Source organism: Flavilitoribacter nigricans DSM 23189 = NBRC 102662 (assembly GCF_002646595.1).
In the GTDB taxonomy this organism is placed as follows: domain Bacteria; phylum Bacteroidota; class Bacteroidia; order Chitinophagales; family Saprospiraceae; genus Flavilitoribacter; species Flavilitoribacter nigricans.
In genome coordinates this window covers 26,701-39,871 of record NZ_PDUD01000033.1, presented here as the reverse complement: position 1 = coordinate 39,871, position 13,171 = coordinate 26,701, and the positions used below count along the sequence as shown (strand labels likewise).

General features: G+C 51.7%; 13 protein-coding genes. 2 read left to right on the top strand and 11 right to left on the bottom strand.

Annotated elements, in window-relative coordinates; translation table 11 throughout:
* The first annotated feature begins 1 nt into the window (after position 1).
* Positions 2–646 carry a response regulator gene (locus tag CRP01_RS27780; protein WP_099153328.1) on the top strand — a complete coding sequence of 215 codons (645 nt, stop codon included), beginning with the start codon at positions 2–4 and terminating at the stop codon, positions 644–646.
* A 47-nt stretch (positions 647–693) separates the two neighbouring features.
* Here CRP01_RS27780 and CRP01_RS27775 read toward each other — a convergent pair whose 3' ends face one another.
* The 8 genes from CRP01_RS27775 to CRP01_RS27740 form a co-directional block, all read right to left on the bottom strand.
* Positions 694–1,572: a hypothetical protein gene (locus tag CRP01_RS27775; RefSeq protein ID WP_099153327.1), complete on the bottom strand. Its 879-nt coding sequence runs from the start codon at positions 1,570–1,572 to the stop codon at positions 694–696.
* A 177-nt stretch (positions 1,573–1,749) separates the two neighbouring features.
* The gene (locus tag CRP01_RS27770) at positions 1,750–2,289 is read right to left on the bottom strand and encodes a pyridoxamine 5'-phosphate oxidase family protein (RefSeq protein ID WP_099153326.1); all 540 of its coding nucleotides are present in this window, start codon (positions 2,287–2,289) and stop codon (positions 1,750–1,752) included.
* 8 nt (positions 2,290–2,297) lie between these two features.
* Positions 2,298–3,077: an alpha/beta fold hydrolase gene (locus CRP01_RS27765; RefSeq protein ID WP_099153325.1), complete on the bottom strand. Its 780-nt coding sequence runs from the start codon at positions 3,075–3,077 to the stop codon at positions 2,298–2,300.
* A gap of 142 nt (positions 3,078–3,219) precedes the next feature.
* The gene (locus CRP01_RS27760; RefSeq protein ID WP_233752773.1) at positions 3,220–4,332 is read right to left on the bottom strand and encodes a hypothetical protein; all 1,113 of its coding nucleotides are present in this window, start codon (positions 4,330–4,332) and stop codon (positions 3,220–3,222) included.
* A 49-nt stretch (positions 4,333–4,381) separates the two neighbouring features.
* Entirely contained in the window at positions 4,382–5,083 is a 702-nt protein-coding gene (locus CRP01_RS27755) for a TVP38/TMEM64 family protein (RefSeq protein WP_099153324.1), read from the bottom strand.
* Positions 5,084–5,286: 203 nt separating this feature from the next.
* The gene (locus CRP01_RS27750) at positions 5,287–6,156 is read right to left on the bottom strand and encodes a hypothetical protein (protein WP_099153323.1); all 870 of its coding nucleotides are present in this window, start codon (positions 6,154–6,156) and stop codon (positions 5,287–5,289) included.
* Positions 6,157–6,286: 130 nt separating this feature from the next.
* Positions 6,287–7,246 (bottom strand): pepsin/retropepsin-like aspartic protease family protein, encoded by a 960-nt coding sequence (locus CRP01_RS27745; RefSeq protein ID WP_143473559.1) that lies wholly within the window; start codon positions 7,244–7,246, stop codon positions 6,287–6,289.
* An 804-nt stretch (positions 7,247–8,050) separates the two neighbouring features.
* Entirely contained in the window at positions 8,051–9,400 is a 1,350-nt protein-coding gene (locus CRP01_RS27740; protein WP_099153321.1) for a 3-oxoacid CoA-transferase, read from the bottom strand.
* Positions 9,401–9,656: 256 nt separating this feature from the next.
* Between CRP01_RS27740 and CRP01_RS27735 the strand changes: the two genes are divergently transcribed.
* Positions 9,657–10,607, top strand: a complete 951-nt coding sequence (locus CRP01_RS27735; RefSeq protein WP_099153320.1) for a ring-cleaving dioxygenase — start codon at positions 9,657–9,659, stop codon at positions 10,605–10,607.
* Between the two features lie 398 nt (positions 10,608–11,005).
* Here CRP01_RS27735 and CRP01_RS27730 read toward each other — a convergent pair whose 3' ends face one another.
* From CRP01_RS27730 to CRP01_RS27720, 3 genes are all read right to left on the bottom strand, one after another.
* Positions 11,006–11,548: an LOG family protein gene (locus CRP01_RS27730; RefSeq protein ID WP_099153319.1), complete on the bottom strand. Its 543-nt coding sequence runs from the start codon at positions 11,546–11,548 to the stop codon at positions 11,006–11,008.
* Positions 11,549–11,645: 97 nt separating this feature from the next.
* Positions 11,646–12,191 (bottom strand): cupredoxin domain-containing protein, encoded by a 546-nt coding sequence (locus CRP01_RS27725; RefSeq protein WP_099153318.1) that lies wholly within the window; start codon positions 12,189–12,191, stop codon positions 11,646–11,648.
* Between the two features lie 10 nt (positions 12,192–12,201).
* Entirely contained in the window at positions 12,202–12,996 is a 795-nt protein-coding gene (locus CRP01_RS27720; protein WP_099153317.1) for an inositol monophosphatase family protein, read from the bottom strand.
* Positions 12,997–13,171 lie beyond the last annotated feature (175 nt).

Here is a 13,171-nt window from a genome sequence, read left to right as displayed (position 1 = left end):
GATGGCAAACATATTATTGGTAGACGATCACCAGATCATTATTGACGGCCTCCGGGGTTTGCTCGAAGGAGAAGCCGAAATCGGTACGCTATACGAAGCGAACAGCGGAGAAAGCACCCTGTCTGTCGTCCGGGAGCATCCGGTAGACCTCATTCTGCTGGATATCAACCTGCCGGATAAGAGCGGCTTCGATATCTGCCAGGAACTCAAAAAGCAGGAGGACAGCCCCAGGATCATTGCGCTCACCATGTACAGCAACACGGGTTATATCAATAAAATGATCAATGCCGGAGTGGATGGTTACCTGCTGAAAAATACCGGCCAGGAAGAACTGCTGGAAGCCGTCCGGACGGTTATGGGCGGAGACCGCTATTTCAGCAAGGAAGTTATGGAAGCCCTACTGGCCGGCAAACTGGCGCCCAAGAAACCCAAAACCTCCGATTTTATTCAAAAACTGACCCGTCGCGAAAAAGAAGTATTAAAACTGATCGTGGAAGAATACACCACCGATGAGATTGCGGACAAGCTGTTCATCTCCCCCACCACAGTGACCACCCACCGGAAAACCCTGCTGCGAAAACTGAACGCCAAAAACGTGGCTGGTCTGGTGAAAAAGGCTTTCGAATTCAACCTGCTGAAAGATTGACCTCACCGCCGGGATCAATGCCGTCTCTCTACGATCTACTTCCGGTTTTAGTCCCGATCTGCGATCTCCGATCGAACCCGGCTGATACTTACCACCTTGGTGTTCATTTCCAGGCCATTGATCTGCAGGACCATATCGATCGCGAGCTCTCCCATATAATCAACAACGTTTAACTTTTTCAGATCCTGGATCGCATAACCGGTACCCTGGCCACTGGCCTGTACGTTGCCCTGATCCATACTCATATCCAGGCGAACCGACTGGACGAGATCAAAATAAGCCAGATCGCCCTCCACTTTGGTGAGCGTTCTTTTGGTGTTGACGAATAATTGGACCGGCTGGGCTCCACCGATCGGAATACTCATGGGCACTTCCTGGGAAAAGGATTCCCCGATACCGAGTAAAGTATCCGGTAATAAAGTTTGCGCCGTCGACGCTTCGATGGAAGTTTTCAGCGTATTTTTGAACTGTTCGCTGATCCCATCTCCCGGTATGGAATCTATTTTCATTTCCCGGCCGTCTTTTATCCGGCCGTACAGCTTCATTCCCTGCAGGGGGCTGGGATTGCTGTCTTGCTCCGCTCCGTTGACCTTCTGGACGGTGGTAACATCTTCGTACACCATGGTGACGGGAAATATTCCCGTCTGATCCGCCGCGCCGGTATAGCTTATCGTTTTAAGGGTCTGCATGGCTTCCGTTTCCACGCCCGATCCGCTTCCGAGAGCTTTGATCCGCTCGATGATCTCTTCGTCTCCGCCAAATTCGATTGTGGAAGTAGAATTTATTTCAACCGTGGTGTGATAGACCTTTTGGGGCAGAAAACGGGTAAGCAGGGATATTTTTGCAGCTTGATCCGGTGCCGCAGAACGGCAGGCCGGGAAGGACAGGACGATGACTGCCAGGAGCGCTAAAACCAAAATTCTCATGGAATACTTTTCTTTCCAAACTACAGCTGAGGCTATGGGTCAGCAGGTAGGTAATGGGGTTATCAATCCGGTTACATTTCGACCAAAATTACCGGAAAGTCCCCAGTTTATGCGCTTTTCAGTCCGGAAAGTTTACCACGGCCGGCCGCAGTCTTTAGCTTTTCGGACGCAGATAGGTCAGGGTACCAGAACAGTACGCTGCCACTCCTCCCCCACCCGTCGGTAAGCTCGGCGGAGGTGCTGTTCTTTTCCCAGTTGCAGTACATCCAGGGAAACGGGCACAACACGGATGGCCAGAAAGTGCAGTGCTTCGTCCGATTTTTCGGGGGCCTCCCCCTCGATCTCCGTACCCGGGGCCAGCAGCGAGCGATAATCTTTGAGGCCGGAAGTCTGCCGGGCCTGTTCCAGATAGTCCCCAAAATCCGCATCCTCCGCCGTAATCAGTTGGGCCTGCCCTTTCATGCGTAACTGTAACTGCCGCTTGGGGTGATAGAATAGCGCCGAGACCCGGTCATTCTGCTCCATCTGCCCGACTTTCGGCGAACGGGCGTCGGTAAAGAAGGATACACTCCAATCCGCTGCGGAGAAATCCCGTTTCACCACCGTTCTTACTTCCGGATAATCCCCGAAGGTGGCCAGATAGAAAAAACGGAATGGGTGTCGACGATCGGCATTGCTCCGCGACAATTCCAGTTGTACTGATTCAAAAAGATCCATACGATAGCTTAATCCAACTGTTGGAGAAAATGAATGGCTTTGTTGTTGAACACATCCGGCCGCTCTACATTGACGACGTGCCCGCAGTCGGGAATGACGAACAATTCCGAAGAATCGTGATCCTGCACCAGTTTGGTAATGGACGGCAGGAACATGTGATCCTCGGAGCCCATGATGTACAGCGTAGGAATACCCGCGTCTTTGATCCGAAACCATTTCAACAGCGGATTGACCTCGGCCACCAGGGTAAACCAGCGTTTAAATTCCTTCTGGTAGAGCTTTTTCGCTTCGTTGATAAAGAGGTTACGGGATTCGCGGTGCTTCTTGCGCGGCATAATGATGAAGGCAAAAAAGCGATAGAGCAGGAGATAAGGCACTACCGATTTCAGCAAAACACCCAGTCGCATCAGGATCTGGCCACGCAGATTCAGTTTCATGACTGCGCCCCCCATGATCATACTCCGGGTACGCTCCGGATACCGCTCGGTGATCTCCCGGATGATGATGGTCCCCAGAGAGATCCCGACAAAATGCGTGGACCGGATCTGCAGATGATCCAGCACTTCAATGACCTCGTCCCCGATCTTATCGAAGGTATACTCCTTCAGTTTTTCGTAGATCGGCTTTTTGGATTTGCCGTGCCCGCGTAGATCGACAAGCAGCACATTGAAGTGCTTGCGAAAATCGCGCAATTGCCGGAACCAGATCGAGCTACTGCCGCCCGCACCGTGTACGAAGGTCACCCATTCGGTATGTTTATCTTGCTTATATGTCGTAAAGTGTAGCACAGGAAGGAAACAAAATCTTGTGTTTATTGTTTTCGCACGATCGCTTTCCCTGACGATCGCCGACTTGCAAAATAAATCCTTTTAGCGGAAACGCCACCATCAACCGGGAAAGTTCCGGTTGCCGCCGGGCTCGGAACGGTCCTTAAGGTCGCCGGGGATAAGCGGTGATTTCCCGGACCTTTTCGAAGAAAGCGATCTTTCGGGGAGCGTTGATCCGCCAGTCGACCGGTACGCTCTGGTAGCCGGAGGCAAAAGCTTCTCCGTCCCGTCTGAAATCAAAATATCCCCAGGAAGCATAGGCCCGCACTGCGTTCACCAGGTTGTTGGTATCCGCCTCGAAACCGTAGTGGTCATCCTCATTGAAAACGATGGGCATCGGTCGAAAGCCAGGTACCGCTTTGGTCTCGGCCACCATTTCGGTGATCCGTTGTGGATCGCTGACGCCGTTCCCGTGGATCAGGATAAAATCGGCCGAACGAACGACATTCTCCCGTGGAATTCGGCCGCCGTTGTAACTGGTACTGACCGGAAAGCGAAAGCCGTCTTTCGTGCGGCCTTTGATCAGCTCGATCAGCTCGTGGATGCGGTCGGCCTTGATGATCTCCCGCTCGTAGCCGCGGTTATCGCATTCGTTCGCTACTTCGATCAGGATGTTCCGGTAGCCCTGCTCCAGCATCCAGTCGACGGCATTTTCCGCAGCCCGTTTCACCGCTTCATCGTCCGCCAGGAACTGGTCCTGTCCGAAGTAAAACAAGCCCACGATGGGCACCATGCCCAGTTCATCCGCCCGGTCCAGTATCTTTTTGAGTCGCGCCATATAGGTCGGGCGCAGGGCTCCATCCTCTTCGTAGGCCGAGTTGTACCAGTTTTTATTTCCGTAGCCCATCGGGCTGCCTCCCTGCAGATTGATGGTAAAGGACAGGAGCCCGTGGGCCTGCCAGTCGGCCATGGCCGCGACAAATTCGTCCGTATTCCGGTCGGGATCCCAGGTATCCGTATCCGGGTATTTCCAGCGGACGGCCGTTTCCGGGTTCAGATCGTCGAAGATACCCTGCACCATCCGGGAATTGAAGAGCAGACCTTCGATCTTATTTCCCCGCCAGCTGCGGCCGGCGTAAGTGGGCTGACCATTGATATGAAAAGCTTCCCCAACGATGGAAACGCTGGTTTTCGGTGAGGAGTGCCGGCAGGCGGGCAGGATCAGGGCCAGCAAGAAGAAGCCGGCCAGGATCTTTCTGAGCAGGTTGGTGTTCATTGTTGATCGTTTCGTTTCAAACAATGTACGAACTTTTTAAAAATGCTATTTAGTCCCGCTGCCGCTTTTGGTAAAAGTAGTAGCCGATAAAAAACACAATCCCGATCGCTGCGATCCAGATCAAACCGTTTTTCAGGCGGTGATTATTTTCACCGAAATAGGCGATCAGAATGGCCAGGGGAGCAATACCGATCGCGGTAGCCGTAATGAATTTGATGTACCGCATGCCCAGCAGGCCACCGACAAAGCTGATGGCGTCATTGGACAGAAAAGGGATCAGTCGGAACAGAATGATCGCCCAGACCCCGAACCGCTCCACAAAGGATTCCAGTTTTCTTTTTTTCTTTTCCCCGATCACTTTTTCCACGCTGACCTCCCCCAACAGCGAACCCAGCAGGTAGCCGATGGAGGAAGCGACCAGCACGGCCGTTACCGATATTAAAACGCCCCAGATCTTTCCGTAGGCCAGAACCGAGACCAACATCAGCAAGGGAGAGGGCACAATGATGAGGAACATCTGTACGATCATACCGACGATGATCAGCAGGGGGCCCCAGAAGCCCAGTTGTTCCACCCACTTGGAGATGCGGTCTTCATTTTGGCTGGTCAGTACGCTGTAGGCTTCATTCAAAAAACTTTTTACTCCGGGAACTGCGAAATACAGTATTACCAAACTCACTAAAATGCCTGCACTGATATACAGCGGCAGACGGCTTTGCTGCACCGATCCGGTTGATTCCTGGTTTTCCATGTGTGGGATATCGTCAAATAAGAAAGGGCTCTTTAAACCTGTAATCGGTTTAGCCGATGATTGTTCGGAGAGCAGAAATTGAAAACCGAAGATCCGGAGAATTGTCGCGGAGCAAACGCCCGACCGGCATTTTTGGTAAAAAAACGGGGCCGCAGCTCCCTTCAGGGCGTTGGCAGATACCAACCGACCTACATAGCCGCCGGCTATTTATCACCCGGTAATTCCTCCATCAGTTGCCGGATATCCCGTTCCCGCAGGCTGGGAAACTGTTGCTCGATCTGCTTTTTGATCATGGCCTCCGGCAGGTCGCGTCCGGCTATCAATCGGGGCAGATTTTCACGGATCAGGTCCATTTCTATCCGCCGGCGATCGTCCTTCCCCAGCCGGTTATCGATGATCTGCAGACTGTTGTTGGCGTGGGTGACCAGTTCGCCCAGTACTTCCGCCCTCAGTTTCGACAGATCGATAAATTTATAGAAGAGCAGGCGGTTATCGGCATTGCGAATAGCCAGCTCATCCGTCGGCATGTTCGAATCGGCGGGTACGTTCCGGTATTCCATGCCGATATCGGTCAGGAGCAGTTCCTGGTGCTCCAGGCGTTTAATGCCCTGGTAGAGTTCGGTCAGGCTTTCGTAGAGTTCGAAGTTGACGATCGTACTTCCCTGGGCTTTCAGGGCGTATTCAATAGTGGTGAAATCGTACTGCGGTTGTATATACCGCCATTGGTAAAGCGGGGCATAACCTCCCTGGTCCCAGAGCGAATCCCACTCTACATTCCGACTGCGCTGGTAAGCTGCCCGCTGGGGAAAATTGAAACGGATGCCTTCCAGCTCAACTTTCAGACTGGTGTAGATCTTTTCGGCTTCCGAGGCGATCCGCTTTTTTTCCTGGTAATTACCGAGCAGAAAAGCCAGGTAAACCCCGACAAACACGATGAATAATTCCAACAGGATCATATTCCAGTTGATCTGCCGGATCCGATTGAACAGTCTTTTGGTAAGGAGCATGCTGAGGGCCGTTATGATGGAAGAAGGTATAGCGTCTGCGGCCGGACCGGTGGACTTATTTCCCATACCTTCTTTTGGAAAATCCTTCCCGAATATACAAAGGATGCGCTTTCCGTACTAATGCCCCTACCGCAGTAGCAAATACCGGAATACGAGTCGGTCGCGGTTCGATCCGACTCACACCCCGTTCAATGGATTACTTATCCCGATTGTCAGCGGTATAATCCACCTCAGCGGCATCCTCAATCGGCTCAACCCGCCACAGGTACAATTCCTGTTTCCGGTAGTTGAAAGCCATCGTATACTGGTGCAAAAATTCGTAACCTACAATGCCGTCCAGATTAGGTCCGGCCAGATCCCGGTTGATGTGGCCGATATTGCCGAACAGGGTCCGCATGGAACGAAAAGGAATGTCTTCGAAATGCACTTCGGAGAGCATTCCGGATTTGGTTTTCCGGCGCATTGTTCCCAATCCACGCAGGAATTGTTCTCTTTCGTCCCAGACAAATTCCTCCAGTTTGGACCAACTGTCGGACCGGAAAAGATTGGCAGCGGCGCCGGTATCGATCCCGAGGTGGAATTCCCGTCCCCCGATATGCACGGAGATCACCGGTAGGTGTCCCTTAAAATGGAAAGAAAGCGTATCCGTCGGGGCAACAATGGTGGGTAGCTCTACGGTCTTTTCCCCGTTCCGATCCAGTTTGATCAATACCACATTATTATTCCTGTAATCGATCATGAGTTCAAAATCCTGAAAAAAGGTGCTCCCGATCATACCGTGCAGGGGAATACCGATCGATTGGGTCAGCTTACTCAGGTCGGCCACATTTGCATCGATGTTTTCTACGTTCAGCAGTCCCAGACGCAGGTCGACATTCTTGTATTCCAGTCGCCCACCGATGCCGTTCGATCCCTGCAGATGCAGGTCGGTCGGCATACCGTCGTAGTACGTTTTGTTCAGCAGTACGCCCCGGTAACCGGTATCGATCAGGAAATAGCCGGACTGTTCGTCCACAATCGCTTCCACGTAGATAAGATTACCGACGCGATTGAAAGGCAGCACAGCAAATTCGATATCCTGGGAAGATATTGCCCCGGGCAGGATCAGCATAAGCAGTAAAACAAAAGACTTAAGCGGAGTAAAATTTGGTTTCATAATAATGGCATTAAACGGGTGAACAATCCGTTGCCAAATGCTATGCCGACATAAAGTGGTCGTATCCTGCAGGGGTTTGCCTCGTCAGGATCAGACCAGTTTCACGTCAGTCTTTCTGCCCGAAATGACAGTAGCATTACGGCAAGCTGCGTTTTTTAATGCCTTGCTTGAAAGATTAGTCCGCTTGTTGAAGGTGAAGTTTAAACTTGCAGGGGTTCAAACTTATCGGTGCCGGGAGATCCAGGAAGATCATGGTCCTGACGAATAAGTTTGCCGATTCGCTCTTATCCAAAGAGCAATAAACAATCCCTCCGGGCAACACGGGGCCGTCCGGAATAATCAAGATCACATTTGTGAAGGATGGGGGATGGTCGAAACTTCCAGAGAAGGAAGCCCCTGCTAATTCGTCGGTGTATGTTGGAATTTTTTTTGTACTACTTGCTGAAGTCCGGCCAGATAACAATTGCCGGGGCTACCGATCGAATTAATAAGGGTACAAGATACACTTATAAATCATTCTTTTCTAACAGTATTCTAACCAAAATTCCTGTTTAATTAACCAGAAGTCTATTACCCAATGAGAAATATCGGTAAAATTTTATTATATCTAAAAACACTATTAATCTTAAATATTTGATTTTTAGAAAATTATCAAAAACCCTGCTGAGGCCCTGGACAAATCACCAGTTTAAACTTAATTAATTGTTAAAATGACATTTATTTCCCCTGGAGAATGGTGATCAAATGTGCAATGCCCTGCAGAGCGCTCATTAACAGCGACCGTAATTCAGAAATCCTCGATTTTTACACCAGGTCCTCCCGAAAAGTAGCCGTTGTACCGGCCCTGACCTGCTCCAAAGTCGCCCCCGGCATCAGTTCCCGCAGGACCAGTGCCCCGTCCTCAAAAACAAAGACCGCCAGATCGGTGATCACCACATCCACCGCCTGCAGGGCGGTCAGCGGCAGATCGCATTCTTCCACGATCTTGGCCGAGCCGTCCCGGTTGAGATGGCGCATCGTGATGATCAGTTTTCGGGCACCGGATGCCAGATCCATCGCGCCCCCTACCCCGAGCAGGGGTTTGCCCGGTACCGCCCAGTTGGCCAGATTGCCCCGGCTGTCAACCTGCAGACCGCCCATGATCGCCACATCGACGTGCCGGCCGCGGATCATCCCGAAGGAGGTCGTCGAGTCGAAATAACTGGCCCCGTCCAGGGCCGTCACCGGGATCTTTCCGGCATTTACCGGGTTTTTCATAGCCCCGCTGCCGTCTTCCGGTTCCGGACCAACCCCGAGCATACCATTTTCCGTATGCATGATGATGCCGTCCTCCGGTTTGATCAGGTCGGCTATGAGCGTAGGAATGCCGATGCCCAGGTTCACTACATTGCCATGCTCCAGTTCCCGGAAAGCCCGCCGGGCGATATTCATCCGTGTATCGCTTACCTTTTTCAGACTGCTTTTTACCGATGCGGATGATCCGAGATCCTCTTCTTTCAGTTTGGCTTCCACCAGGAAATCCACAAAACAGGCCTGGGTGTGGATGTGATTAGGGTCCAGCTCCCCCGCCGGAACGATCTCCTCCACTTCGGCAATCACCAGATCGGCCGCCATAGCCATGGCCGTGTTGAAATTCTGTTCGGTCAGGCGGTAGGTGAGATTGCCGGCCGTGTCCGCTTTCCAGGCCCGGATAAATGCCACATTCCCCCGAATGGCCGGTACAAAGACCTGATCCACCCCATTCAGTCGCCGGACTTCGCGGTCATCGGCCAATACGGTACCCACCGCCGTCGGCGTATAAAAACCTCCGATCCCCATTCCGCCGGCCCGTATGGCCTCACTCAGGCTCCCCTGGGGTAACAATTCGTAAGCCACCTGCCCGCTTTGGGCCGCCTTTACCGCATCCGGATTACTGGTAAAGTACGAGCCGATCATCTTTTTGATCTGACCGTTCAGCAGCAGACGACCACCGCCCAGGCTCGGTTCGCCCACATTATTTCCGACGTAAGTGAGTTCTTTTTTATCTGTTTCCGCCAGCGCGTTCAGCAGGTGTACCGGATTTCCGGTCATACCGAACCCACCGCAAAGCAGGGTATCGCCGTCTTTAACTTTGGCAACTGCCGCTTCAATGGAAATTACGGGAACGTCTTTCATAGTCCTATAAATTTTTGAGATCATCTCGGATCCTACCGACATCACAGTATCGCCGGTAGCATAAATATGCGAAAACCTTGTTCAAATAACGCACAAATGTTCACAATATAAACAAGAGGGTATCCATTTTGTTATTCAGAGATCGGGCATCACCGGTGATGGCTAGAAAATTTAAACCGGATGATTCCCGACCGGTTTTATTAAGAGATGGTTCCGGTGTCCGGATCCATTGCAAGCCGTAACCAAAATCTTGAACATGGACATTAAAGGACTGATCAAAGGCATCCACCACGTTACCGCCACGGTGAATGATGCCCAGGAAGATTACGATTTTTATACCAAGACGCTCGGTCTCCGCCTGGTGAAAGAGACCGTTAACTTCGATAATGAAAAGGTCTACCATTTCTATTACGGCAATGAGATCGGTTCGCCTTCCACCATTTTCACCACTTTCCCCTACAAGGGGCAGGGGGTCCGGCAGGGAACTATCGGCAGCGGGCAGGTTTACCAGACTTCCTTTTCCATCCCGGAAGGCACCCTCAGCTTTTGGAAAAAGCGGCTACAGGACCACGGGGTGACGGCCACCGAAACCCAACGCTTCGGTCAGCCCGTACTTGAGTTCGAAGATCCTTCCGGACTGAGACTCGACCTGATGGAAGCCGGAGCTGATGACCGTGAACCACTCTGGGCCTACCGGGAAGTGAGCAAAGCGCAAGCTATTCGCGGCATGCACAATGTCACGCTTTTGATCCAGGATGCGCCGACAACGATCCGCTTTCTGGAAATCTTTGGTTACCGGACGGTCCAAACCGACGGCGAACTGACCCTGCTGGAATCCGGAACCGGTGGCCCGGGCAATTCACTGATCGTACGGGCGGCCCCCGCCGCAGAACCGGGTATCAATGGTATCGGTACGGTTCACCATGTTGCCCATCGGGTCGCGCAGTTGGAGGATTCCATGAAGATCAAAGAAAAAATGGAAAAGGAATTTGGGCTGAAGGTCACCCGGGTGATGGATCGTAAATATTTTCAGTCGATCTATTTCCGGATCCCCGGCGGTGTACTTTTCGAAGTGGCGACCGAAGGTCCGGGTTTTATGGTGGATGAATCCCGGGAAGAACTGGGTACCGCACTCAAATTGCCGGCCTGGCAGGAACCCAACCGGGACCGTATTGAAGCCAATTTGCTGAAATATATTCGGAACTAGCGGCTGGGAAATGGGATGAGGTATATGGCCAATGGCGTAACTTATGCGGACTCCTCTCTCTTTTAGACCTGACTGATTAGGTAGTATCGAACATTGAAAATTAATAAAGCTTGTCTTCACCGCGAAGGCCGCGAAGCCGCGAAGCCGCGAAGTTTTACAATGACTTCTTTCGAGAAAATTTGCATCAGCAAATTTTTCGATCTTTTGCGACATTAACGGTTAAGAACGCAAAGGTTAGTGAATTTGCCGACGGCAAATTCATTAACAAGCTTAGCATTTCGGCGACTTCCCGACCGCTGCGCAGTTGCCCTGTGGCGGGACAGGTTGCGGTGAAATTCTGTCATTTCTGGTCTTAAATTATTAATGTTCCTCACTAGGTAATCAGTCAAAACCTACCATCAACCTAAGCGGCTGACCAGATCGGCCGGTGAATTTTCCACCACCAGCAAATTGCGGTCTTCGGGGCGCAAAAACGCAAAGCGTACCATCTTATCAAAAAAAGCTAACAACTCGTCGTAGTAGTGATCCGTGTTGAGGATCGCGCAGGTTTTCCGGACAAAACCGATCTTCGTTTGTGTGAATACTTCGATAAGCTCATCGAGCGTGCCGGCTCCTCCGGGCAACGCAATATGAATGTCGGCCGCATCGATCATCTTCAATTTTCGCTCGTGCATATCCTGCACCACGATCAGTTCGGTAATCCCCGGGTGGGCAAACTCATCCCTGATCAGCTTCTGAGGGCGAATGCCGACCACTTTGCGATCTGCCTGTAAAAATTCGTTGGCAACGATCCCCATCAGCCCACTGTTGCCACCGCCGTAAACGAGGTCGAATCCTCGATTGGCCAGCAAGGCAGCGAGTTCTCTAGCCTGGGTGACGATAGCTTCGGAATTGCCGCTGTGGGCTCCGCAGTAGATACAAACGGTGTTCGCTGCGCTCATGACGATCTGTTTGGGTTACAATAAAATATTTCGGGTTTTGCTATGATCTCTACTATCTCAAAATGTAGCGGAAGTTCATTGATTTTACATTGATCAATCAATGCCGGACAAATCGGATGCCCAGGTAATCGCTAACCGTTGGATCAACGTAGTAGTACTCGTCGCTTTGCGCGCCCCGGATCTCCACAAAATCGTGATCCCGGAAGAAAGGATGGTTGCCAAAAACAGCGTGCAGATCCCAGCCCAGCAATTCCAGTTTCCCCACTACCTGACGCGCCAGTAAGGGCACGCCCTGGTCTTCGGCGATAAAGCTTACCGTTGCGGCGTACAGGGCCGCGTACCCGATACAGTTAGCGGCTCCGGCCCGGTATACTGCATTCGTTTCGTTGCTGCTTTCTCCGGTGGTAAAGGTCAGACTCCGATCGGTCAGACGACGGCTGACTTCCAGGATCTCTTTCGTGTTCAGCTCTTTTCCGGCGGTTCGGCGACGGATATCTTTTGCGAGCGCTTCATCTGTGATCTCCGAAAATTCCCGCGTTCCCACGATCTGGTACTGAATAAAGGCCCGATACAATACGCCACGAAAAAGTACCAGCAGGAGTAAACTGATCAGCAGGCCCTTCCAGAGAGTTTTTCGACGCATAGCTGCGGATCTAGAATGCCTTATCGATCACCGATAACATGGCGGCGTGGACCTTCGGACTGGCGGCGATCGTTTCGTTGCCGAACAGGAAGTTATCTCCCCCCTTAAAATCCGTGATCACGCCTCCGGCTTCCTGGATCAGGAATGCTCCGGCAGCTACGTCCCAGGGTTGCAGACTGTATTCAAAAAATCCGTCGAATCTTCCGGCGGCTACGTAGGCCAGGTCGACGGCAGCGGCGCCCATCCGGCGGATGCCCCGGGTATTTTGCATGAAATATTTCAGACACTGCAGGTACGCATCGGTCCGTTCGTAATCGTAATAGGGAAATCCGGTAGCCAGCAGTGAATCGGCCAGATCGTCGTTCTTACGCACTTTCACCTGGATCTGATTGAGAAAAACACCACCCCCTTTCCAGCCGTAGAAGCACTCTTTACGGTTGATCTCATAGACTACCCCCAGAACGAGTTCGTCCTGGTAGCGAAGCGCCACGCTGATGCAGAATATCGGGATCTGATACAGGAAATTGGTCGTTCCGTCCAGCGGATCGATGATCCATTGCCATTCGCCATCCTGATTGTCGATGGTATCCTCTTCGGTGATAAAGACGGAACCGGGTAGCAGCTCGCTGAGGCCGGTGACCAATTGCTCCTCGGCTTCTTTATCCACGTAACTGACCAGGCTGTTCAGGCTTTTGGTTTCAATCTGTTTGTTTTTCACCTTGCCGAGTTCTCCCTGGATAAATTCACTCGTGTGGATAACGATGCGTTGTGCTTCCCGGCACAGCCGGGCGTAAGTTGAAGACATGTAGATCTGTCGTTAGTCGTAAGCAGTAAATCCCGAATCCGGCACAATTTGATCATTTGTTCGACCGAAGGACCGGCAATCCGCTTACAGGGTTCATTATGGGAGGGTAAAGTTAGTCAATTTATGGGCCGCGGTAGCAATCCCCTATCCGATTCCTTTTAACTTTGCACCCATT

What these genes read in the sequence shown, in the direction of transcription:
- CRP01_RS27740 (WP_099153321.1), bottom strand. Translation starts at nt 9,400, where the DNA reads ATGAAAGACGTTCCCGTAATTTCCATTGAAGCGGCAGTTGCCAAAGTT.
- CRP01_RS27760 (WP_233752773.1), bottom strand. Translation starts at nt 4,332, where the DNA reads ATGAACACCAACCTGCTCAGAAAGATCCTGGCCGGCTTCTTCTTGCTG.
- CRP01_RS27750 (WP_099153323.1), bottom strand. Translation starts at nt 6,156, where the DNA reads ATGGGAAATAAGTCCACCGGTCCGGCCGCAGACGCTATACCTTCTTCC.
- CRP01_RS27780 (WP_099153328.1), top strand. Translation starts at nt 2, where the DNA reads ATGGCAAACATATTATTGGTAGACGATCACCAGATCATTATTGACGGC.
- CRP01_RS27755 (WP_099153324.1), bottom strand. Translation starts at nt 5,083, where the DNA reads ATGGAAAACCAGGAATCAACCGGATCGGTGCAGCAAAGCCGTCTGCCG.
- CRP01_RS27725 (WP_099153318.1), bottom strand. Translation starts at nt 12,191, where the DNA reads ATGCGTCGAAAAACTCTCTGGAAGGGCCTGCTGATCAGTTTACTCCTG.
- CRP01_RS27720 (WP_099153317.1), bottom strand. Translation starts at nt 12,996, where the DNA reads ATGTCTTCAACTTACGCCCGGCTGTGCCGGGAAGCACAACGCATCGTT.
- CRP01_RS27730 (WP_099153319.1), bottom strand. Translation starts at nt 11,548, where the DNA reads ATGAGCGCAGCGAACACCGTTTGTATCTACTGCGGAGCCCACAGCGGC.
- CRP01_RS27770 (WP_099153326.1), bottom strand. Translation starts at nt 2,289, where the DNA reads ATGGATCTTTTTGAATCAGTACAACTGGAATTGTCGCGGAGCAATGCC.
- CRP01_RS27775 (WP_099153327.1), bottom strand. Translation starts at nt 1,572, where the DNA reads ATGAGAATTTTGGTTTTAGCGCTCCTGGCAGTCATCGTCCTGTCCTTC.
- CRP01_RS27735 (WP_099153320.1), top strand. Translation starts at nt 9,657, where the DNA reads ATGGACATTAAAGGACTGATCAAAGGCATCCACCACGTTACCGCCACG.
- CRP01_RS27745 (WP_143473559.1), bottom strand. Translation starts at nt 7,246, where the DNA reads ATGAAACCAAATTTTACTCCGCTTAAGTCTTTTGTTTTACTGCTTATG.